This window comes from Mycoplasma sp. P36-A1, assembly GCF_049478495.1.
Lineage (GTDB): Bacteria > Bacillota_I > Bacilli_A > JAJDGJ01 > JAJDGJ01 > P36-A1.
Genome location: NZ_CP168083.1, coordinates 907,761 through 930,980 on the forward strand (window position 1 = coordinate 907,761; position 23,220 = coordinate 930,980).

The following is a 23,220-nucleotide window of genomic DNA, read 5'->3' on the forward strand; positions in this document are numbered from 1 at the left end:
TATATTAAGGTAGTTTAATTATTTTATTACTACATAAATCAAGGAGGTAATATAATGTACGTTACAAATTTTAACTATAAAATTAAATATAATAAAGATAAATTAATCCTTTTTCTAAAAGAAGCTAACCTATCTTTTGATGATAATATTGATTACTGTCTTGTAATTAAAGAAAACAATCAAATAGTTGCCTGTGCTTGCAAAAAAGAAAATGTCTTTAAAATGATTGCAGTATCAGAAAAACTACAATCGCAAGATGTAGTATCAACCCTAATTAGTGGACTAATAGAAAAATGTTATGAAGAAAATATATATCATTTTTTCATATTCACTAAAATGATATATAAAATGCATTTTGAAAACATAGGATTTAAACTTTTAACATCATATGAAGAAATTGGATTATTTGAAATGGGTAACATAAACTTTAATAACTATTATGAAAAGTTAAATATTTCAAGTAAAGATAATAATGGTGCTATTGTAATGAATTGTAATCCATTTACACTTGGACATAAATACTTAATAGAACAAGCTTCAAAACAAGTAGATAATTTAATAGTCTTCATAGTTGAAGAAGATAAATCTTACTTTAAATTTAAAGATAGAATAGAACTTGTAAAAAAAGGTATTTCTAACTTAAAAAATGTAGATGTACTTGCTAGTGGACCATATATTATTTCATCAGCAACATTTCCAACTTATTTTTTAAAGTCATTTGATTCAAAAGCAGAATATTATACTAATATAGACATTCAATTGTTTGAAAAAATAATGAATAAGCTTAATATTAAATATCGCTTTGTTGGAACTGAACCAACTGATAACTTAACAGCTTATTACAATGAAACAATGAAAAAAATATTAAAAGAAAAACTTATAATAATACCAAGAATAGAAGAGAATGGTCAAGTAATATCAGCAAGCAGTGTTAGAAATTTATTAAAAGAAAAGAAATTTAATGAGATAAAGAAAATTGTACCAATTACAACATATGATTTTCTTGTTTCAAATTATCTCTAGGAGTTGAATAATATGAAAGAAATAATAGTAGCAAGTAATAATCAGAAGAAAATTAAAGAAATAAAAGAAATATTATTGAAATATGATATAAAAGTACTATCATTGAAAGATGTAAATATTGATATAGACATTGAAGAAAATGGATCAACATTTATAGAAAATGCAATGATCAAAGCTCAAGCAATCTATGATATAACATTAATGCCAGTCATTGCTGATGATTCAGGATTACAAGTAGAAGCACTAAATAATGAACCAGGAATATACTCAGCACGTTATGCTGGAGAACAAAAAAATGATGAAGACAACATGAATAAGTTATTAGACAATTTAAAAAATGTCACTAATAGAAAAGCTAGATTTGTAGCAGCTATAGCATTTGTAATAAACGATAAACTTAAATATACAGTAGAAGGATATCTAGATGGAGAAATTATTGATAACAAAATAGGTGATTATGGTTTTGGTTATGATCCAATATTTTATATTCCTTCATTAAAGAAAACCTCAGCTCAATTATTACCAGAAGAAAAAAATAAAATATCTCATCGTGCTAAAGCTTTAGAAAAAATTGAATTAATTATAAAGGAGAATATCTAATGCCAATCAACGTAGTATTATATGAACCAGAAATTCCACAAAATACAGGTAACATTATAAGAACATGTGTATCAACAAATACTAAATTACATTTAATAGAACCTTTAGGATTTGATTTATATAAAAAAGATGTTAGAAGAAGTACAGCAAACCATTTAGAAGGACTTGATTTTCAATTATACAAAAATTTTGAAGAGTTTAAAAGTAAGAACCAAGGAACATATTATTATTTAACAAGATATGGTAAAAAACCACATTCTTCATTTAATATGAGTGATACTAAAGAAAATATTTATCTTATATTTGGAAAAGAAAGCAGTGGTATTCCATATGATATTCTAAAAGAAAACATGGAAAACAATCTTAGAATACCAATGAGCTCTGCAGCAAGAAGTTTAAATCTTTCAAACTGTGTTGCGATACTAGTATATGAAGCTTTAAGACAACAAAATTATGAAGGATTAAGTTTTGTAGAAGTTCAAAAAGGTGAAAATTTCTTAGAAGAGCAATAAAAGTAAGAACCTGAATAATATTTAAATTCATATGAAATGCATTTTAAATATATATCAATTATAATTATCATAAGAAGATCTAAAGGGGGTTTTAAAATGAGATATAATGTAAAATTTGAATTATTATTAATTGATTATCTAGTATCATCACTAGATGGAGTAATTTTATTTGATAAAGATAAAGAAAACTTTGATGATGATTTTTCAGAATTATATAAAGCACAAAACTTTAATTTAACTTATGATGATATAATTAGTAGAATTAACAGATTAGAACAATTTGATATAATCCAACAAACATATTTTGATAATGCTAAAAGAAAGTGGAAAATAGAACTAAACATTGACTTTTCACTTATCCAATTACTAGCAATTGATATAGTGAAAGAAGTTGTATTTGATACAATTGAAAAACTAGGAACTTATGCCTTAAGTGATTTAGAATCAATTATTCTACATTCATTTAACTACATAGTTTCAGAAACAGTAGCCGATAGTTATGATGAATGTATTGCAACTAAGAATAAGCCATACTTAAATTCAGACAATAACAAATATAAACCAGTTACCGTAGAAGTTAAATAATTATAAAGTATATAACTTTAAATGAAAGAATACCTCTAAAGTAGAAAGTCTAAATAAGACATAAGCTACTTAGAGGTTTTTTAGTATAACGAATAAATAAATATTCATTGCTATGTAATTAAACATCTTGTATAATTATATTCTAGTCTATATACATAATAAATATATATAAAAGTATTATTTCATGTTTTAGCTAATGAAATTATAATATTAAATGCATTTATTTAAAAATGTGTTAAAATTATATTAATTAACTAAAGGAGGGATAATATGTATCTATCAGTAAAAGAGAATATTGAATTAACAGAATTAGATATAAAATTAATAGATAATTTATATAGTTTAAGTGCAGAGAGTTTTATTGATTTAATTCAAAGCAATGTAGATGACTTTTCAAATATACAAGAACTTATATCAGGAATTGTAACTTCTTTCATACAATTTGAAAAATATATTATCTCCTTAAAAAAACAAAAAGCTTATACATTTAAAGAAAATGAAATAGTTAATTTAATTGACTATGTAAGCACGACAAGTTTTTTAGTAGATAAAATTGTAGAAACAAAAAACAAGGAATTCAAAGATATAGGAGCTAGCGAGAGGTTGGTTAGTTAATCAATGAATTTTAAATGGGAATCAAATATTTTATTAAGAATGTTCTATTCGTTAATAGGTAGTGTATTGTTAGCATTAGGAGCAAGTGTATTACTAGTTGGAAATGCGGGACTAGATCCATTTACATCTTTAAATATGAGTTTAGGTGTAAATGTATTAAATATGAATATTGGTGACTTTCAATTGTTGTTGAATAGTTTAATATTAGTCTTAATGTATGTTTATAGAAAAGATTTAATAGGTTATGGCACATTAATCAGTTTAGTAATAGTAGGTTACTTAATAAGTTTTTTTAGCACAACTTACTTTCAATACTTTAATTTTGAGCCAAGTTTATTTTTATCTTTTCTATATTTAGTAGTTGGTATTATTTTATATACTTTAGGTATTTCTTTGTATATGGCACCATTGCTAGGCAATTCACCATATGATGCAATTACACCAATAATAGTAGATAAATTTAAAATACCATATAAATATTCTAGGATTATTCAAGATTCAGTATTTGTAATTTTATCAATAGTTTTTGGTGGTTTTAATTTAGGCTATGTTGGAGTTGCAACAATAATTAATGCTTTTTTTGTTGGACCTTTAATAGTCTTTTGGAATGAAAAAATATCATATCCATTAGTTTGGAAAAATAGTGTGAACATTACAAATTTAAAACTCAAAAAAATAACTTTGAAAAAATTCTAAATTAATCATTAAACGATTTTAAATCGTTTTTTTTATTTGCTAACGCATAAATGTTAGTACATAATTATACACTTATTTAAATCAGTTTTATGTTACATTATAAAAGGTGATAAATAATGACAAATCATATAAAAACATTTTTAACAACCTTACCACATAAACCGGGTTGTTATTTAATGAAAAATAAACAAGGAAACATTATATATGTTGGAAAAGCTAAAGATTTAAAGAAAAGAGTAACATCATACTTTAATAAAGTACATAATGGAAAAACTCAATTACTTGTATCTGAAATTAATGATATTGAAGTAATACTTACATCTACTGAAAAAGAATCTTTAATACTAGAGATTAATTTAATAAAAAAGCATCGACCAAAATACAATATAATGTTTATGGATGATAAGTTTTATCCATATATTCAACTTACAAAAGAAAAACATCCAAAACTTAAAGTAGTTAGAAATACTAAATATAAAAATGCTACTTATTTTGGACCATTTCCTAATAGTGGAGCTGCCTGGGACACATTGCAATTAATAAATAAAATCTATCCATTAAGAAAATGTAATGTATTACCCAAAAAAGAATGCTTATATTATCATATGCATCAGTGTTTAGCTCCATGTATTAAAGAAGTGACAAAAGAAGAATATGATCCAATAATTAAAAAGATAAAATCTTTTTTAAATGGTAATACTAAAGAAATAATCCAAAATTTAGAAGAAAAAATGATAATTGAAAGTGATAAAATGAATTTTGAAATGGCTTTAGAATATAAAAAACTAATAGATTCTATCAATATCACAACTAATAAACAAAGTGTTTTTAAATCTGATATGAAAGATAGAGATTATATAGGAATATCTTTCAATCAAGATTATATTTCCATACAAATAATGATAATGCGTAATGGAATATTAATAGAAAGACAGGGTGATATTTTTCCATTGATTGATGAAGTGAAAAACACAGTTGACTCATATATACTTCAATATTATGAATTAAATATTAAGCCTTCAGATATTTATATCTCTCAGCAATATTATTCAGATAATTTAAATGAATTACTTGATGAAAAGCTAATTATCCCTCAAAAGGGAGATCACAAGAAGATGTTATTATTAGCTGATGAAAATGCTAAGAAATTATTAGAACAAAAATATGAGATGGTTATTAATGATAATACTAAAGTAGAGTTTGCTTTAAAAGAGTTAACACAGATATTAAAATTAGAAACGGTAGTACATAGAATTGAAGCTTTTGATAATTCTACATTACAAGGTGAAAATTCAATTGGATCAATGGTCGTTTATGAAGATGGTCAACCTATAAAAAGTGAATACCGACAGTTTAAAATCAAGGAGACTCAAATAGTTGATGATTATGCATTTATGAGAGAAGTTATTTATAGAAGATATTATAGAGTATTAATGGATGATTTAAAAAAACCTGACTTAATTATTGTGGATGGTGGTATTGGTCAAGTTAATATTGCTAGAAACATAATAGATGAGTTAGATTTGAAGATTAAAGTAATAGGTCTTGTTAAAGATGATAAGCATAGAACATCACATATTTTAGATGATAATTTAAAAGAATATTATCTTGATAAGACATCTGAATTATTTTTCTTATTAACAAGAATACAAGATGAAGTTCATCGATATGCAATAGGTTTTCATCGAAAACTTAGATCTAAATCAATGTTTAGCACTGTGCTTGATGACATTCAAGGATTAGGTCCAGTTAGAAAGAAAAATTTACTAAAACACTTTAAAAGTTATAAAAAATTAAAAGATGCTAATTTAGAAGAGCTATTAAATATTGTCCCAAAAGAACAAGCAGAGCTATTATATGAAAAGCTTCAAAATGATAAACAAATATAGACAATTAAATAGTTTTTAATAGTGTTATGAATGTTTGACATAAACTCTGAAATATGATAATATTACTATGTTGTAGGCCTCGAATCTACAACCGCTCTAATATGGTATTAAGCGGATTTCCCACCATAAAAGGCGAGTCTAAGAAAATAATAGGAGGTGTATTTAATGTACGCAATTATCGAAACAGGTGGAAAGCAAATAAAAGTAATGGAAAACGATACAATTTTCGTTGAAAAACTTGATATTGCTGAAGGTGAAAGTGTTACTTTTGACAAAGTTCTTTTAGTAGGTGGAGATAGCACTAAAGTTGGTGCTCCATATGTAAAAGGTGCAACAGTAACTGGTAAAGTTGAAAAACAAGGTAAAGCTAAAAAAATCATTGTTTTCAAATATAAACCAAAGAAAAGCTCAAAAACTAAACAAGGTCATCGTCAACCATATACAAAAATTACAATTAGCTCAATCAACGCTTAATTATGACTAGCGTAAAAGTAGTTAGAAGTAATGACTTTGTTAATAGAATACAAATAAGTAATCACGCTAATGCAGCTGATTATGGAGAAGATGTTGTTTGTGCAGGAATATCTGCAGTAATTTTTGGAGGACTTAATGCATTAGTCATGTCAGGTTTAGATCAGACAAGAGTTGAAATTAAGGATGCCTTTGTCAACGTGGATTTGACTCAAAATGAAAAGCTACAAATAATAGCTCAAACAATTATAATTCAATTAGAAACGATTCAGGAATCTTATCCTGACTATATAGACATTCAAAATAATTAGGAGGTGTACTTAAATGTTAAAATTTACATTAGACATTCAGTTCTTTGCATCTAAAAAAGGAGTTGGGTCAACGAAAAATGGTCGTGACTCTCATTCTAAAAGACTAGGATCAAAAAAAGCTGATGGACAATTCGCTACTGCAGGTTCAATTTTATACCGTCAACGTGGAACTAAAATTTATCCTGGAACAAACGTAATGAAAGGTGGAGATGATACTCTTTTCACTACGGTTGATGGAATTGTTAAATTCGAAAGAATGGGTAGAGATAAGAAAAAGGTATCTTGCTATCCAGCTGAATAATACCAACTAAAGCATCCACGTGGATGCTTTTATTTTTTTAAGGAGAGTAGATATGTTCATAGATAAAGTTAAGCTTGAACTTTTTGCCGGAGATGGTGGAAATGGGATAGTAGCATTCAGAAGAGAAAAATATGTACCAATGGGTGGACCAGCAGGTGGTGATGGTGGTTCAGGTGCAGATATTGTTTTTGTTGGTGATAGAAACTTATCAACACTTTTAGACTTAAGATATAATAGAATTATAAAAGCTGAAAAAGGCGAAAATGGTATGTCTAAAAGAAAACATGGAAAAGGATCAAAACCAAGATATATTAAAGTTCCAGTGGGAACTATTATAAAAGATTTTAATAATGAATTGATAGCTGATATTACCAAAGATGGTCAAGAAGCAATAATAGCAAAAGGTGGTCGTGGTGGCCGTGGAAATGTTAGATTTTCTTCAAATGCTAATCCCGCACCTGATATTGCAGAAAATGGTGAACCAGGAGAAGCAATTGAAGTTATAGTAGAATTAAAATTACTTGCAGATGCTGGCTTAGTAGGAATGCCAAGTGTAGGTAAGTCTACATTACTTTCTGTAGTAACTGCAGCAAAACCAGAAATTGCCGATTATCATTTTACAACTATTGTACCTAATTTAGGTGTTGTTCAAGCAGATGATGGTTCATCATTTGTAATGGCAGATTTACCTGGATTAATAGAAGGTGCAAGTCAAGGTAAAGGTTTAGGACATCAATTTTTACGTCATATTGAAAGATGTAGAGTTATTGTACACATAATTGATATGGCAGCAGTGGAAGGTAGAGACCCTATAGAAGATTTTGAAAAAATTAATAGAGAGTTAGAAGAATACAATCCATCATTGATGAAAAGACCAATGATAGTTGTTGCTAACAAAGCTGACATGGCTGGATTTGAAGAAAATTATAATAAATTTTATGATAAATATCGTGATCAGTATGAAATATTTAAAGTCTCAGCTATTACAAAATCAGGATTATCAAGTGTACTTTATAGAATTAGTGAATTAGTAAGAGAAACTAATATTGTTTATGATACATTTGATACAGTTAAAGTGTATCGATTTGAAGATGAAGATTCATTTGATATAACTAAAGATGGGGATGTATTTGTATTAAGCGGTCCAAAAATAGAAAGACTATTTAAAATGACTAACTTTAATACAGAAGATGGAATCGCTAGATTTGCTAGAAAAATGCGCCATTTAGGAATTGATGATGCTTTAAGAAAAGCTGGAATTAAACATGGTGATTTAGTAAAAATAGAAGAATTCATGTTCGAATTTATTGACTAATAAAGGAGTAACAATGATGGAAAACATACATGAATATATTGATTATTTAGTAGAGTGGATTAAGTCAGAAGTAACTGCTGCAAAATTAAAAGGAGCAATAGTTGGCGTTTCTGGTGGTATAGATTCAGCTGTTGTAGCAGCTTTGATAAAAAAAGCGTTTCCAAATGATTCAATGGGTTTAATAATACCAATTGAATCTTCAAAAAGTGATGTGAAGGATGCTTTAGAAGTCACAGAAAACATTAATCTAGAATATCAAATTGTTGATTTAAATGATACATATAAGGTAATTAGAGATACAATATCTAATGTCATTATTGAAACTAATGATTATGATATGGCCCTTGCAAATACTAAAGCAAGATTACGTATGACTAGTATTTATGCAATTGCACAAAACTATGGTTATATGGTAATAGGGACAGATAATGCCTGTGAATGGTTTACAGGATACTTCACAAAGTATGGAGATGGTGGCGTTGATTTAGCACCTTTAATTCAATTAAAAAAATCAGAGGTGTATGAGATTGCAAAAGAGTTAGGATTACCTAAAAGTGTCCAAACAAAAAAACCATCAGCAGGATTAATAGATGGTGTAGATGATGAAGATGAATTAAAAGTTACTTATCAAGAGTTAGAAGCCTATATGGATGGAAAACCAGTAAGTGAAGTAGCTAAAAATAGAATAGAATATCTACACAAAGTATCAAGCCACAAAAGATCTGGAATTAGATTTCCCAAATTAAAGGCAAGTGATATGTAATGATTGGTTATTTAAAAGGCATAATAATCACAAGCGTAAAAGATTATGTTGTTCTTAATGTTAATAATGTAGGCTACTCTGTAATTACGCCATACCCATTTGAATTTAAGTTGAATCAAGAAATTGAACTTCATATTTATACTCATGTAAGAGAAGACCAAATAACTCTATTTGGGTTTAAAACAACAACTGAAAAAGATGTTTTTTTAAAACTAATTCAGGTAAAAGGCGTTGGTCCTAAGGTTGCAATAGGTATACTTTCAGCAGTAGACTATAATCAACTAATGGATGCAATTGCAAGTGAAAACATTACATTTCTAAAAAAAATGCCTGGAATTGGTCCAAAGAGTGCAAATCAAATTATTCTTGATCTTAAAGGTAAAATTTCTCAAGTTAATTTATTTTCTAATGAAACAAATGATTTAGAAGATGCAATAGAAGCTTTAATTGCTTTAGGCTATAAAGAAGTAGAAGTAAATAAAATAGCTAAAATATTAAATAAAGAAATATTATCAACCGAAGAGTACATTAAAAAAGGATTGCAATTATTATTAAAGTAGGTGTAATAAATGAATGATATATTTAATAATGTAGAAAACAATGATGAAATATCAGATGTTTTATTAAGACCGCAATTTTTAAAAGACTATATTGGCCAAGAACAGATTAAAGAAAATCTAAAGATATATATAGAAGCAGCCAAAAAAAGAGAAGAAGTTTTAGATCATGTGCTACTTTATGGGCCACCTGGTTTAGGTAAAACAACTCTTGCAACAATTATTTCAAATGAAATGCAAGGAGATATAAAATATACTAGCGGTCCAGCACTTGAAAAAACAGGTGATTTAGCTGCTATGTTAACTGGGCTTCAACCAGGCGATGTCTTATTTATAGATGAAATACATAGATTATCTAAAATAATAGAAGAAATACTTTACTCTGCAATGGAAGATTTCTATATAGATATAATAGTAGGTAAAGAAGAAACATCTAGATCAATAAGAGTAGAACTAGCACCTTTTACATTGGTAGGAGCTACAACAAGACTTGGAGATTTATCTAGTCCATTAAGAGATCGATTTGGAGTAGTAGAGAGATTAAATTACTACTCTGATGAAGAGTTATCTAACATAATAATTAGAACTTGTAGAATTTTAGACATTGAAATAAAAAATACAGCAATATCAGATTTGGCAATAAGAGCAAGAAAAACACCAAGAATTGCCAATAGAATTCTTAAAAGAGTTAGAGATTTTGCACAAGTAAAAAATGATTCAATTATTGATGAAAAAATTGTACAAGAATCTTTAAAGGCATTAGGAATAGATGAACTAGGTCTTGATTATATTGATACCAAAATACTAAGTTGCATGGTTGAAGCTTTTGATGGTGGACCAGTTGGCTTAGAGTCATTAGCTGCAACTGTTGGTGAAGAGTCTTCTACAATAGAAGATGCACATGAACCATACTTGTTACAAAAGCAATTAATAAAACGAACGCAAAGAGGAAGAATGATTACAGATGAGGGTTATTTACATTATCAAAAGTTAATCAAAACGCGTGACATTTAAATAAATTATGATATAATAATAATTGTTAAAGGGCATAAAAAATTCCTCAAATGAGATAATTGGGAATGTGTGTCAGACAGTCGAAGTTGAGTCAATCATGATTCAGGAAATTGTTTGCAGCATACCCACCTGAACATATTCGGGATTTATCTTTGCCCTTTAACATTTTTTTATGAGGAGAGATTTTTATGAAAAAAATAAAATATATAATTAGTGCACTTGTTATATTATTTATCAGTGGATGTTCAGCTCAGGAATCAAAATTCTCTGAGTCTTTTTTAGCATTTGATACATATATAAATGTAACAGTGTATTCAAGTAAAGAAGCTGATGCTAATGTATATTTAGAAGAAGCAAAAGCATTGTATGAAAGTTACCACAAAAAATTTGATGCATATAATAATTACAATGGATTAAATAATATAAAAACTATTAATGATCAAGCAGGAAAAGCACCTGTTGTAGTTGATCAAGATATTTTTGATTTAATAAAACAAGCCAAAGAATTATATGAACAAGGTAATACTAAAAATAATATAGCACTTTATCCAGTTACCCAATTATATACCCAAAAATATAATGAGTATGAAGCTGGTAAAAAGAATATAAATAATCCAACTTCAAAGCAGTTAAAGAGTGCTAATAAATGTGTTAGTGTTGATAATATACAATTAGATAATGTTAAAAAAACAGTTTTTCTTAAAGAAAAGTGTAATAAAATAGATGTAGGAAGTACTGCAAAAGGTTATGTTACAGCCTTAGTTGCAAAAAAACTACAAGATGATGGTTTAAAAAGTGGTTTAATTAATGCAGGAGGAAATGTAGTTGCTATCAATAGCAAACCTGACAAAAGCAATTATGTAATAGGAATTGCAAATCCAGATAGTCCTTCTGAGTATAATGTTACATTATCAATAGCAAATAAAAATGTTGTAACTAGTGGTGATTACCAAAGATATTATATGGTTGATGGTAAAAGAATGCACCATTTAATTGACCCAGACACTTTAAAACCAGGAAATTTACATCGCTCAGTAACTGTAGTTTCAGATAATGGTTTATTAGCGGATTATTTTAGTACAGATGCATTTCTTCTACCAACAACTGAGATTGAAAAGCTATCTAAAAAATATAATTTTGAATATATAATTATAGATAAAGATGAAAAAGTAACTGTAAGTGATGGTATTAAAGATGCAGTTGAAATTAAATAAGGCAGATTTATTCATTACAATAATATTTATAATACTAAGTGCTATTTCAATATTATATGTAAATACAAAACAAACAAGTAATACAAATAAAATTGCAAAGGTATATTATAAAAATAATGTAGTACATACTTTTGATTTAAGTGATCCATCAAAAAAAACATTTGATGTTGAAGCAGTTAATGGACTAATAACAATTGAAAGTGAAAATGGGAAAGTTAGAGTTGTTGAAGAAACTTCAAGAAACCATATATGCTCAATACAAGGTTGGAGCGATTCAGAAATAACACCAATAGTATGTCTTCCAAATGAGCTATATATAAAAATAGAAGGGGATACTCAAGACCATGAAGTAGATGGTATTATATCATGAAATCAAATACACAAAAAATTGTAACATTAGGATTATTTTTAGCAATAGCAATTATTTTAAATATTGTAGAAAACATCACAATAAACATTATTTTTATTCCAGGGATTAAACTAGGTTTAGCAAATATAAGTATGATATTTATTTTATATTTTTATGGGTATAAAGAAATGTTTGCTACTAATGTGCTAAGAATAGTAGTTGCAAATCTAATTACAGGTCAACTATTTGGTATGCCTTTTGTTATATCAATGGCGTCTGGTTTATTTAGCATGTTAATAATATTACCAATATATAAAAGTAAAGTTTTTTCTATTTATGGAATATCTATGACCCAAGCAATTACATTTAACTTTGCCCAAATAACAACAGTCTCACTTTTGTACTCATCAACAGTATTTTTCTATTATTTACCATATTTGCTACTAACTGGAGTAGTTACAGGTTTTTTAGTAGCTTTTATAGCGGTAAAAATAATCTATTTAATGAGACATACTTTAAAACCAATAAATGAATAATATATAATAAAACAAAAGGAGGAATAATCAATGAAATTTAACAATAATGATAAAACAGGAGTTTTATTTATCGTAATAGGACTATTAATGTTTTTAGCATCAATCCAAAATTTTTACAGCTTTTCTTTGTACTATGTTGTAATAAATGCATTAATCATATATGTTATTTATAGAGGAATTAGATCAACAGATATGATAATAACATTAGTAGGATTATCATTTTTAGTTATTATTAATCAAGATCAACTAGGAATTAGATTTTACAGTGATATCTATTTAATAGTAGCTGCATTTTTATTAGGAATAGGACTTAATAAAATCTTTGGATTAAAAAATACAATGTCAATGAGTGAACGTGATGATCAATTTTCTGAGTCAGTTATTGGAAAAATATTTAAAACAACACCACATGATGATTCAAAAGGTAGTTTTTTTGATGAACCAGCAAAAAAAGAAAGTAGCACTAAGAATGATAAACCATCATTTTTTAATGATAATCACACAACAGAAAGTAATGGTACATCTGATTCACTTGAAAATAAAGATATAAATAAAGATATAAATAAAGAAATGACTGAAGATACTTTTAAAGAAGAAACAGCTAGTGATTCTTCTTTAAATAATACAACAACAATACTAGAAAATGAAAATTATTATGAAAATAATGAATTAATCAATATTTTCAATAGAGATGCAAGTGTAAACTATTGTGCTAAGGCAACAGAACTTACCGATGTAAAAATAGATAACAAATTTGGAAAAACTACTTTAGATTTAACACAAACGACATTTAGTAGATTAGGTGCTTTAGTTACTATTACTAATATTAATGGTGAAATAATACTTATTATTAATAACAATGTAATTCTTAAAGATTTTGTAAATGATGAAATATCAGTTATTGATAATCAAGTAGCTAATAAAACATTAACTATTAAAGGTGAAAACAATAACGCTTCACTAATAGTTCAATATAAGTAAAAAAAAATGACATCTTAAATGTCATTTTTTTATATTAGATATACCACTTTTTATTTATGTTGTAGTATATAGAACAGTAATGTTTTGTTGGCTATATCCACTAAATGTAGCTAGCTCAATTCTTTTAATAAGATAATCAGACTCACTAATATTGACATAAAAGTATAAGACAGTATCATCATATCTATTATTAGTATATATATTGAACTGTACAGTACATCTTATAGGATTTTTAAATTTATCTATAGACAAATAACTCTTAGATGTTAAGTGATACCAATCATGTTCAATACTTTCAAAATTATAAGCTGAAATATATTGAAAAGGGACTTTTTTTATTCTTTTTGTAGGTGTAAAAGGATCAGTTTCCAATGTAGATATCAAAGGCTTGCTTAAAATAATCTTAGCATCATTATTTAATTTTAAATGTAAAGAATACAAAATAATTTTTTTAATACTATTATCAAGATTTTTGTTAACTAATAATTCATTGTATAAAAAACTGTATAAATTATTATTAATATTTTGAAGATAATTATAATCATCATTTGATAGTTGAAATGAGTCTATATCATTAAAATCGATATTTAAAAGATTTGTATTGTTCATACTAATGCTCCTTTACTTATAGCAAATTGACAATAGTTGCTATATGGTGTATTATATAAATGTAAAAAATAAATAGATTGCAGGGGTACTTATATTACATAAGTTGAGAGGAATTAATTCCGACCCTTTGAACCTGTTAGTTAATACTATCGTAGGGAGCCGCTAAAAACGACAAGCACCAATTACTGATAGATGGTGTTTTTTCTTTGCCTCGCAATCAAAAAGGAGAAAAGAATATTATGAGTACAAGAGAGTTGACACGTATTGCTCTAATTGCAGCAATCGCAACAGTATTATCATTATTTAAGGTGTTTCAAATGCCTCAGGGAGGAAGTATAACATTATATCTATTCCCATTGTATATTGCAGTAGCCAATGAAAAATTGAGAAATTGCTTTTTTGTAGGATTAGTTGTTTCAATATTACAAATGTTATTAGGTGGTCAAATGACAAACTTATTCTCCGGACTGTTTGATTACATAATTCCAGTAGTTGCAATAGTAACATGTGGAATGTTTAAACAAAATATATATGTTAATATTGCAATTGGATCAATAATTGCATTAGCATCATATACATTATCTGGAATGATCTTCTGGCAAACACCATTTGTTGCATCACTTACATACAATGCAACATACTTTATTCCAACTGTAATTGTTAATGTAATAATATTTGCTTTAGCAAATGTTCAAATTTCAAAAGCATATAAAACAATTAATAATTAAACAAAGAAAAATCCTTTTTATAGGATTTTTTTTATTTTCTGATATTTCTAAAATTTTCAATTCTTTGAAAATGAGACTCAAATTTTCTTTTAGTAACTATTTTATCTATATTATCATTTTCAAAACTTGCAATTCCTTTAATCTTCATTCCATCAGTATAATTTGAAACAACAATACCTTTAAATATAAAATCAGCATAAATTGAATTTTTTTTATCAAATTCAAAAATTGCCCATTTCTTTTTGATAGCCATTTTAGCTTGGATACCAGTTTTACGACTTTTTGTTTCATAAATTATTTTATTATCATAATCAATAATATCAGCTTCAATCCTAATAGAATTAAGTGTTATAACTCTATTACAAGAATAATTATTACCTAATACCTTTAAATCTTTAAGATAATTTAAAGCAGCTCTTTCTGCTTTATCTCCTTCTTTTTCCATATGATTGATTGATTTTTCAAATAAAAAATATGATTTTTCAAAACCGTATTGTTTAACCTTCAATTCACTCATACTTTCTACAATACTAATACGATACTTCCTTTTATTTATAGGGATATCTTTATATTTTAATCTCTTGTGAAGATTGTTTGAATTTGCATTATTTAAATTATTTGATGAACTGTTCTTATTATTTGAAAATTTAGTTTTGTGTGAGTTTGTTTTTTTATTTTTTAAAATACAATTAGCATCTTTATTATTAGCCTTTAAATTATTTGTATTTTTTTTATTATAACTTTTTTCTTTAGCATTAGCTGCAGTTTGTTCTATAATCATTTATTCACCTTCCTTATGTTTTAAATGCATCATCTGCATTTTTACTCAACAACGCCTTTATACATTATAACAAAAATTAGACATAATTATAAGTATATATCATGCATATAAGTTTAAATAAAATAAAAAAGACTGTATATTTACACAGTCTTTATACTCTTCATAGTCTACTTTTAGTCATTTTATATGATTTATCAAAAATCATATAGTTGATTAGTTGTTTGTTGTTAATTTAATCAAACTCCCAATATTTGATTATTTTAAGCGATTGAATTTACGTGATCGTTTAAAAACAACTCATCTGGTGTACATTCTAAATAACTTGCAATTTTAACTGCTAAATCATAAGAAAGTTTTCTATTACCTTTTTCAATTAAAGATAAATAGCTTTTAGAAATACAGCAATGGTTTGCTAATTCGTGAAGTGTAACTTTCTTATTTTTTCTTGTATAATGTAAAACTTCATACTTGTACATGTAAATTTTCCCCCTTTAATTCATATCTAACTACATTTTAACAAATATAATTATAAAATAAAAGCTTTTTGTCAAAAAAAGTTTTAAATAAACAATAAAACTGTATTACTTTTATTAATAAAATATTAAATATAAATAATAAATGTCTAGTTTGTTATAAATAATTACAGGTTTATACTGTTATATTGACAAAAAACTGTCATTATCTACTTATTGTTGAAATATTAGACTTGTATATTGCAAATATGTAATTATTAAATGTTTATTTAACCATACAGTAATTATAAAGTATTCAAATTAAAATATATAAAAATTATATATGTTTTTTTAGCCTTTGTTATTATTTAATGAAATTTATTATAAAATAGAAAGTCTATTTTACCTTTATTAAGCACATTTGTTCAATAGTCAAAATAATTTAAAAAATTGACAAATTAAAAATAAAGTCAATGTTAATATTTATATTTTTTGGAATTATCCATAAAAAAAACTTTTAATTGATATAAGATTATGTTATTATTTTTATGGTGATAAGAAATGGACTTAAAACAATTAAATTATTTTATAGCAGTTGTAGAAAATGATTTTAATCTATCTAAAACTTCGAAAAAGTTGAACATTACTCAACCAACGTTGTCACAGATGATTATTGAAATCGAAAAGGAATATGAAATAAAATTATTTCATAAAGAATTTGGACGTTTTAAACGTTTAACAAAAATAGGAGACAAGTTCTACCACGATGCAAAAATTATCGTGAATAAAATGGAACAGCTTAACTATGAACTAAAACAAGAAAATGATGTTTTCAAAGGTAGAGTAAAAATAGGAATTCCACCTTTAATACTTTCATTTTTATGTATTGAATCAATCCCAGCTTTTATAACTGAAAATTCAGATATAAGACTTGAGATTATAGAAGACAATGCATACAAATTGTATGATATGCTTCAAAAAAATGAAATTGATCTTGCAATAACAACAGAGCCAATCAATCATAAAGATATTATAACTAATATTATATATCGTGATATAATTGCTTGTCATGTACCAAAGGATCATGTTTTTGCTGACAAAAAATCAGTAACTTTAGAAGAAATTTCAAATGAAAAAATTATGGCATTAAGTGATAGTTATATTATCTATCATCAAATCCAAAAAGTATTTAAAAGTAATGAAATAGAAGTAGATTATTACTTTAGATCAGGACAATGGGATTTATTGTTATATATGGCATCATATGTTAATGGGGTTGCTTTATTACCAAAACCATTCTTTGAATTAAATGGTTCAAGTAATACAGTTGCAGTTGACATAAAACCAGAAATACCTTGGGAAATTGTTATTGCATATAATCAACATGTAATTAAATCTCCAGATACTAGAAGAGTCGAAGATTTCTTCATTAATTTCTACAAGTAATCTATATTGCTTGTAAGTTTACAAAGAATCAACTATAATAAATTTAAAGACAAAGAAGTAAAGTATTAGTCATATAAATTATAAAAGAGAGCTGATGTGTGGTGTAAATCAGTATAATTTTTATGATGAACTAGTTACAGAGTCTTTCAAGTGAACTAGAGTAACTTGAAACGTCTGCTTGCGTTAAAAGCTTAAAGAGCGTGCATTAATGCACGAATTAAGGTGGTACCGCGAGAAATTCGTCCTTATGTCATATATTTGACATAGGGATTTTTTTTATAAATATAGGAGGTATAATATGAGTTATAATCACATAGAAATTGAAAAAAAATGGCAAAATTATTGGTTAAGTAATAAAACATATAAAACATACAATGATTCACCAAAAGAAAAAGTCTTTATTTTAGATATGTTTCCATATCCAAGTGGAGCAGGATTACATGTAGGACATCCTGAAGGATATACTGCAACAGATATCTTTTCAAGATATAAGAGAATGAAAGGTTTTAATGTCTTACATCCAATGGGATGGGATGCATTTGGTTTACCTGCAGAACAATATGCTATTGAAACAGGAAATCATCCACGCGAATTTACTCAAAAAAACATTCAAACATTTAAAAATCAAATACAATCTTTAGGGTTTTCATACGATTGGGATCGTGAAGTTGATACAACTGATCCAAAGTTTTATAGATGGACTCAGTGGATATTTATTCAATTATACAATAAAGGATTAGCAGAAATACAAAATATTGAAGTGAATTGGTGTGAAGGTTTAGGTACAGTTCTTGCAAATGAAGAAATAGAAGTAGAAGATGGTAAGATGTACTCTGAAAGAGGACACTTTCCAGTAATAAAAAAACCAATGTCACAATGGGTTTTAAAAATTACTGATTATGCAGAAAGATTATTAGAAGATCTTGATGACTTAGATTGGCCTGAAAGTGTCAAAGAAATGCAAAGAAATTGGATTGGTAAAAGTGAAGGTGCTATTGTAGAATTTAAAGTAGAAAATTCTAATGAAATTATTGAAGCCTTTACTACTAGAGCAGATACCTTATTTGGAGCAACATATATTGTATTAGCACCAGAACATCCTTTAATACCTTCAATTCAAACCGAAGAATACAAAGAAAAGATTAAAAATTATCAAATATTAGCAAAATCTAAAACAGATTTAGAAAGAACAGAACTTTCTAAAGATAAAACAGGTGAATTTACTGGTGCATATGCAATAAATCCAGTAAGTGGTAAAAAAATGCCGATATGGATATCAGATTATGTTTTAGCTAGTTATGGAACAGGAGCAATAATGGCAGTTCCTGCTCATGATGAAAGAGATTATGAATTTGCAAAGAAATTTGATTTAACAATCACACCTGTAATAAATGGCGATATTTCAAAGGAGGCTTTTACTGATGATGCAGTACATATTAATTCAGAATTTCTTGATGGATTATATAAAAAAGATGCTATTAACAAAATGCTTCTATGGCTAGAAGAGCATAAATGTGGTAAAAGACAAATTAATTACAAATTAAGAGATTGGATTTTTGCCAGACAAAGATATTGGGGTGAACCATTCCCAGTAATACATTGGGAAGATGGAACAGTATCAATAGCTGATATTGAAGATTTACCAATAATATTACCAGAAATGGAAGAATTTAAACCTAGTGGTACAGGAGAATCACCTTTAGCTAACGCAACAGATTGGTTAGAAGTTGTCCGTGAAGATGGAGTAAAAGGACGTAGAGATACTAATACAATGCCTCAATGGGCAGGAAGCTGCTGGTATTACATAGCCTATATAATTAAAGACGGTGATGATTATTTAGATTTAACAAAACAAGAAACTAGAGATTTAATTAATAAATGGCTTCCAGTTGATTTATATGTTGGTGGAGCAGAACATGCAGTGTTGCACTTACTATATTCAAGATTTTGGCATAAAGTACTTTATGATGTAAATGTAGTTAATACTAAAGAGCCATATCAAAAATTATTTAATCAAGGAATGATTCTTGGAGAAAATGGTGTTAAAATGTCTAAATCACTTGGTAATGTTATTAATCCAAATGAAATAGTTGAAAGCCATGGAGCAGATTCATTAAGACTATATGAGATGTTCATGGGACCACTAGAACAAATGAAAAAATGGTCTACAACTGGTTTAGATGGTGCTAGAAGATTTATTGATAGAGTTTATAGATTACTTACAAAAGAAGGCTTTATAACAAGTGAAAACAATAAAAGTTTAGATTTTATTTATAATCAAACCGTAAAAAAAGTAAGTGAAGATTACGAAACTCTTGGATTTAATACTGCAATATCACAAATGATGATTTTTGTGAATGAAGCATATAAACAAGAAAGCTTATACGATGAATATGTAAAAGGTCTAATTCAAATGTTAGGTTGCATCACACCACATATTTGTAACGAATTATGGGAAAAACTTGGATTTGAAGGTAATATGGACTATGCAACATGGCCAAGCTATGATGAGTCTAAACTTACATTAGATAATGTAGTAGTAGTTGTTCAAGTAAATGGTAAAGTAAGAGCAAAAATTGAAGTAGCAAAAGATACAACCCAACAAGATATGAAAAAAATAGTATCTCAGAATGAAAATGTAATGAGTCATTTAAAAGATAAAACAATCGTTAAAGAAATATTCATACCAAATAAAATATTAAATATTGTAGTAAAATAATGAGTAAAAAATATAAATTTTTAATAGTAGCATTTTTATCACTGATTTTGATTAGTTGTAGTAGTGATGAAAAATTAACTAAATATGATAATATGATAGAAATGTCAAAAATGCTAAAAACCACAAAAGATAATAATTTTAAAATAGAAATAAATAGAAATAATAAAACTGATAAACCATTTTATGAAATTACTGTTGAAAATCTAAATAGTGAAATTACAGATATTAGTGTGCTAGCAATACCCAATGATAAAAAATTTGATGTTATAATGCCTAATATTAATGTTATAGAATCAGTTGATTTATCTGCTTTTTATAATCAAAAAAAAGCAATTAAATTATATATGTTCACAAAAAAAGATATACAATATTTTGAAGTATTATTACAATATAAAATGTATACAGAAACATATACTAAATTAGTTAAAGTAGCAATTTAAATAAATAGTCTTTAGTTTTCACTAAAGACTATTTTAGGCTTTTAAAATATTTAAAAATTAGCCTGATTTTTAAATATTATTAAAACAAATAATATAGATTGGAGAATATTTATGAAAAAATATCTTAAATTATTATTTATTATTATGCTCATAACAGCCTGTAGTTCAAATAATAAACCTGTTGAAGAAAAAACTTCAGAAGAGATAACAAAATCAATATTAGATACAGCACAAATTACAGCATCAAAACAAGCAGTTGATGAAGAACAAAAAACAGTTGAACTATTTACAAATGAAAATAAATGTAAATACCACATAGAATATGATGAATCAAATTTTGTTTCAAATATATCTTTAACTTCAACAAATGATGATGAGCTTGAATTAGTTTGTATAGAGAATTTTAAAAAGATGTCTAAAAATGAACAAATCCTAGGATTTAATCTCGATTTGTTAGATCTTTTTGATAAAAAAATGGAAGAAATAGAAAAAGCAATAAATAATGAAATTAGTGAAGATGAATTTCTTGATAGTTTTGATGGAGAGTTTAGCAAAGATGACTATACATATACATTAGACTATACTGAAGATGAATTAATTTTAAGCAAAGACAGTTATTAAAACAAAAAGATAAAAAAATATTCATAGAAAAGGGGCTGTAATGCATTGATTTAATAGGCTCTTTGTCAAATAGGGTGGAATTTTACAATTTGATATATGAGTTAGAACAGGATATAACGGCTCTTTGTCAAATAGGGTGGAATTTTACAATTTGATATATGAGTTAGTACAGGATATAACAGAAATGTTGTATCCTTTTTTTATGATTTTTCTATACAATTAATAATTCTTGTATCATTATTCTAGTTTTTAATCTTTCAAATCTTCTAAACCCGCAAGATATTGTTTTTAACTTCTTGAATTTAGATATTGTACCTTCTATTATTCCATTATTATACTCAACATCGAAACTATCTTTAATATATTCATAATACTTAATAAAGGTAGATATACAAGTTTTAATTTTATCTGAAGCTAATTTATTAGGCTGATCAATTGTTTTCTTAAACATTTCCATATTATTGTATTTTAAAGAAAATAGTAAATCTTGATATATTTCATAATTATTTTTAAAGTCCTCATTATTCTCGATTAAATAATTTAGAATTGCTTTATTGTTTGTAAACTTATAATTAAAGGTTGCATGCTTAAACATCACTTCTGAAAGATTCTCTTTTAACTGTAATATAGGTTTCCAAAAATTTTTGAACTTATTTCTGTTTTTTTCATCTGCATTCATAATTGCAACTCTAGTTTTATTAAAGGCTCTAGTTAAATTCTGATAAATATGAAATCTATCTAATATTATTTTAGCATTAGTAAAGACATTTTTAATGATTTCAATATAAGGTGTATACATATCAATTACAATATATTCAACATTATCAATAGCTTCTTTTGTATAGTAGCTAAAATAGTTCTCTAAGTAAGCTTTTTGTCTGTTTTCTACGATATCTAGTAGCTTTCTTTTTTCACCATCCATAATAACAAAGGACATATTGCCATCAGCATCTTTAGTAGATTTAAACTCATCAAAATGAAGTACTTTTGGTAAATAGGATTTAATAGTAGTAGATTTAGCAGCCTCTGCATAAGTATCTAATACTCTAAAAACAGAATGTGTAGATACATTATGATCTTTAGCAATATAAGTACAAGTAAGCATATCAGTTAATTTAAGAGCAATAAGATATTTAACTTTATTAGAAATAAAACATCCAGGATTAGTTAGGGTATTAGCAGGAATAAAAGTTTTATTACATTCCATACATTTGTAACGAGTTTTAGTAAGCTTTAAATAAGCATCAAAACCAGAAACCATAGGTAATTTAATAAGAGATACTTTTTTATTATGTACATAAAATTTATTATGAACTTTATTACATTTAGGACAAACATTATCATTAAAAAATAGAATTCCATAAAAAACTTTAGAAATATTATCTTTAATTTTTTCATCTTGAAATTTATATATGTTAATATTGGAGTCATTAATTCCAATAATTTCTTTTAATTCTTTATTGTTTTTATTAATTATGTTATTATTAATCATGACATTTATCTCCTTAATTTAGTTTTGTCGCTTAAATTATAACAAAGATAAATGTCTTTTTCTTTATATTAACAATTTAAGGGTGGATAACATTTCAAGTAATACTTGAATTTGTTATTCCACCCTATAAATTATAGAACCATTTAATAATCATGCATTATAGCTTTTTTAGTTTTAATACAGAATTTGTTCAGTTATTA

Annotated in this window: 27 protein-coding genes, 1 riboswitch and 2 other annotated features; of the genes, 23 read left to right on the forward strand and 4 right to left on the reverse strand. The window is 26.4% G+C overall.

The window, feature by feature from the left end; genetic code table 4:
- The first annotated feature begins 54 nt into the window (after positions 1-54).
- The 18 genes from citC (at position 55) to ACD762_RS04365 (ending at position 13,732) form a co-directional block, all read left to right on the forward strand.
- Positions 55-1,023 (forward strand): [citrate (pro-3S)-lyase] ligase, encoded by a 969-nt coding sequence (gene citC / locus ACD762_RS04280; protein WP_423364611.1) that lies wholly within the window; start codon positions 55-57, stop codon positions 1,021-1,023.
- A gap of 12 nt (positions 1,024-1,035) precedes the next feature.
- Complete coding sequence (locus ACD762_RS04285) at positions 1,036-1,623, forward strand: XTP/dITP diphosphatase (RefSeq protein WP_423364612.1); 588 nt, start codon at positions 1,036-1,038, stop codon at positions 1,621-1,623.
- Positions 1,623-2,135 (forward strand): tRNA (cytidine(34)-2'-O)-methyltransferase, encoded by a 513-nt coding sequence (locus tag ACD762_RS04290; RefSeq protein WP_423364613.1) that lies wholly within the window; start codon positions 1,623-1,625, stop codon positions 2,133-2,135. Before ACD762_RS04285 ends, ACD762_RS04290 begins: the two co-directional genes overlap by 1 nt.
- Before the next feature lie 96 nt (positions 2,136-2,231).
- Positions 2,232-2,720, forward strand: a complete 489-nt coding sequence (locus tag ACD762_RS04295; protein WP_423364614.1) for a hypothetical protein — start codon at positions 2,232-2,234, stop codon at positions 2,718-2,720.
- A 270-nt stretch (positions 2,721-2,990) separates the two neighbouring features.
- Complete coding sequence (locus ACD762_RS04300) at positions 2,991-3,335, forward strand: hypothetical protein (protein ID WP_423364615.1); 345 nt, start codon at positions 2,991-2,993, stop codon at positions 3,333-3,335.
- A gap of 3 nt (positions 3,336-3,338) precedes the next feature.
- Positions 3,339-4,031, forward strand: a complete 693-nt coding sequence (locus ACD762_RS04305; RefSeq protein WP_423364616.1) for a YczE/YyaS/YitT family protein — start codon at positions 3,339-3,341, stop codon at positions 4,029-4,031.
- A 116-nt stretch (positions 4,032-4,147) separates the two neighbouring features.
- Complete coding sequence (uvrC, locus tag ACD762_RS04310; protein WP_423364617.1) at positions 4,148-5,920, forward strand: excinuclease ABC subunit UvrC; 1,773 nt, start codon at positions 4,148-4,150, stop codon at positions 5,918-5,920.
- Between the two features lie 79 nt (positions 5,921-5,999).
- Positions 6,000-6,070 (forward strand) — a sequence feature (ribosomal protein L21 leader region).
- Between the two features lie 15 nt (positions 6,071-6,085).
- The gene (gene rplU, locus ACD762_RS04315) at positions 6,086-6,394 is read left to right on the forward strand and encodes a 50S ribosomal protein L21 (RefSeq protein ID WP_423364618.1); all 309 of its coding nucleotides are present in this window, start codon (positions 6,086-6,088) and stop codon (positions 6,392-6,394) included.
- A gap of 2 nt (positions 6,395-6,396) precedes the next feature.
- The gene (locus ACD762_RS04320) at positions 6,397-6,702 is read left to right on the forward strand and encodes a ribosomal-processing cysteine protease Prp (protein WP_423364619.1); all 306 of its coding nucleotides are present in this window, start codon (positions 6,397-6,399) and stop codon (positions 6,700-6,702) included.
- Between the two features lie 13 nt (positions 6,703-6,715).
- Positions 6,716-7,003: a 50S ribosomal protein L27 gene (gene rpmA, locus ACD762_RS04325; RefSeq protein ID WP_423364620.1), complete on the forward strand. Its 288-nt coding sequence runs from the start codon at positions 6,716-6,718 to the stop codon at positions 7,001-7,003.
- Between the two features lie 52 nt (positions 7,004-7,055).
- Positions 7,056-8,318, forward strand: a complete 1,263-nt coding sequence (gene obgE / locus ACD762_RS04330) for a GTPase ObgE (protein WP_423364621.1) — start codon at positions 7,056-7,058, stop codon at positions 8,316-8,318.
- A 16-nt stretch (positions 8,319-8,334) separates the two neighbouring features.
- Positions 8,335-9,081 carry an NAD(+) synthase gene (gene nadE / locus ACD762_RS04335; protein WP_423364622.1) on the forward strand — a complete coding sequence of 249 codons (747 nt, stop codon included), beginning with the start codon at positions 8,335-8,337 and terminating at the stop codon, positions 9,079-9,081.
- On the forward strand, positions 9,081-9,641 hold the full coding sequence (ruvA, locus tag ACD762_RS04340; RefSeq protein ID WP_423364623.1) for a Holliday junction branch migration protein RuvA: 561 nt from the start codon (positions 9,081-9,083) through the stop codon (positions 9,639-9,641). The genes nadE and ruvA overlap by 1 nt, the downstream gene beginning before the upstream one ends.
- Before the next feature lie 9 nt (positions 9,642-9,650).
- Entirely contained in the window at positions 9,651-10,652 is a 1,002-nt protein-coding gene (ruvB, locus tag ACD762_RS04345) for a Holliday junction branch migration DNA helicase RuvB (RefSeq protein WP_423364624.1), read from the forward strand.
- 188 nt (positions 10,653-10,840) lie between these two features.
- On the forward strand, positions 10,841-11,866 hold the full coding sequence (locus ACD762_RS04350; RefSeq protein WP_423364625.1) for an FAD:protein FMN transferase: 1,026 nt from the start codon (positions 10,841-10,843) through the stop codon (positions 11,864-11,866).
- Positions 11,847-12,260: a NusG domain II-containing protein gene (locus tag ACD762_RS04355; RefSeq protein WP_423364626.1), complete on the forward strand. Its 414-nt coding sequence runs from the start codon at positions 11,847-11,849 to the stop codon at positions 12,258-12,260. Before ACD762_RS04350 ends, ACD762_RS04355 begins: the two co-directional genes overlap by 20 nt.
- The gene (locus tag ACD762_RS04360) at positions 12,233-12,751 is read left to right on the forward strand and encodes a Gx transporter family protein (RefSeq protein WP_423364627.1); all 519 of its coding nucleotides are present in this window, start codon (positions 12,233-12,235) and stop codon (positions 12,749-12,751) included. The genes ACD762_RS04355 and ACD762_RS04360 overlap by 28 nt, the downstream gene beginning before the upstream one ends.
- A gap of 30 nt (positions 12,752-12,781) precedes the next feature.
- The gene (locus ACD762_RS04365; protein ID WP_423364628.1) at positions 12,782-13,732 is read left to right on the forward strand and encodes a hypothetical protein; all 951 of its coding nucleotides are present in this window, start codon (positions 12,782-12,784) and stop codon (positions 13,730-13,732) included.
- Between the two features lie 54 nt (positions 13,733-13,786).
- Here ACD762_RS04365 and ACD762_RS04370 read toward each other — a convergent pair whose 3' ends face one another.
- Complete coding sequence (locus ACD762_RS04370) at positions 13,787-14,341, reverse strand: hypothetical protein (protein WP_423364629.1); 555 nt, start codon at positions 14,339-14,341, stop codon at positions 13,787-13,789.
- Between the two features lie 71 nt (positions 14,342-14,412).
- Positions 14,413-14,516: riboswitch (TPP riboswitch) on the forward strand.
- Between the two features lie 64 nt (positions 14,517-14,580).
- Here ACD762_RS04370 and ACD762_RS04375 point away from each other — a divergent pair.
- The gene (locus ACD762_RS04375) at positions 14,581-15,069 is read left to right on the forward strand and encodes an energy-coupled thiamine transporter ThiT (protein WP_423364630.1); all 489 of its coding nucleotides are present in this window, start codon (positions 14,581-14,583) and stop codon (positions 15,067-15,069) included.
- Between the two features lie 31 nt (positions 15,070-15,100).
- Here ACD762_RS04375 and ACD762_RS04380 read toward each other — a convergent pair whose 3' ends face one another.
- Complete coding sequence (locus ACD762_RS04380) at positions 15,101-15,850, reverse strand: hypothetical protein (protein WP_423364631.1); 750 nt, start codon at positions 15,848-15,850, stop codon at positions 15,101-15,103.
- Between the two features lie 260 nt (positions 15,851-16,110).
- Positions 16,111-16,326: a helix-turn-helix domain-containing protein gene (locus ACD762_RS04385; protein ID WP_423364632.1), complete on the reverse strand. Its 216-nt coding sequence runs from the start codon at positions 16,324-16,326 to the stop codon at positions 16,111-16,113.
- Positions 16,327-16,863: 537 nt separating this feature from the next.
- Here ACD762_RS04385 and ACD762_RS04390 point away from each other — a divergent pair.
- The 4 genes from ACD762_RS04390 to ACD762_RS04405 all read left to right on the forward strand — a co-directional run bounded on the left by ACD762_RS04390 (position 16,864) and on the right by ACD762_RS04405 (position 21,528).
- Positions 16,864-17,748 (forward strand): LysR family transcriptional regulator, encoded by an 885-nt coding sequence (locus tag ACD762_RS04390; protein WP_423364633.1) that lies wholly within the window; start codon positions 16,864-16,866, stop codon positions 17,746-17,748.
- A gap of 43 nt (positions 17,749-17,791) precedes the next feature.
- Positions 17,792-17,998 (forward strand) — a binding site (T-box leader).
- A 48-nt stretch (positions 17,999-18,046) separates the two neighbouring features.
- The gene (gene leuS, locus ACD762_RS04395) at positions 18,047-20,467 is read left to right on the forward strand and encodes a leucine--tRNA ligase (protein ID WP_423364634.1); all 2,421 of its coding nucleotides are present in this window, start codon (positions 18,047-18,049) and stop codon (positions 20,465-20,467) included.
- Positions 20,467-20,907, forward strand: coding sequence for a hypothetical protein (locus ACD762_RS04400; RefSeq protein WP_423364635.1), 441 nt, complete (start codon positions 20,467-20,469; stop codon positions 20,905-20,907). Before leuS ends, ACD762_RS04400 begins: the two co-directional genes overlap by 1 nt.
- A 111-nt stretch (positions 20,908-21,018) precedes the next feature.
- On the forward strand, positions 21,019-21,528 hold the full coding sequence (locus ACD762_RS04405) for a hypothetical protein (RefSeq protein ID WP_423364636.1): 510 nt from the start codon (positions 21,019-21,021) through the stop codon (positions 21,526-21,528).
- A gap of 211 nt (positions 21,529-21,739) precedes the next feature.
- On the opposite strand, the gene ACD762_RS04410 is transcribed toward ACD762_RS04405, so the two are convergent.
- Positions 21,740-23,020, reverse strand: coding sequence for an ISL3 family transposase (locus ACD762_RS04410; protein ID WP_423363078.1), 1,281 nt, complete (start codon positions 23,018-23,020; stop codon positions 21,740-21,742).
- Positions 23,021-23,220: the final 200 nt, after the last annotated feature.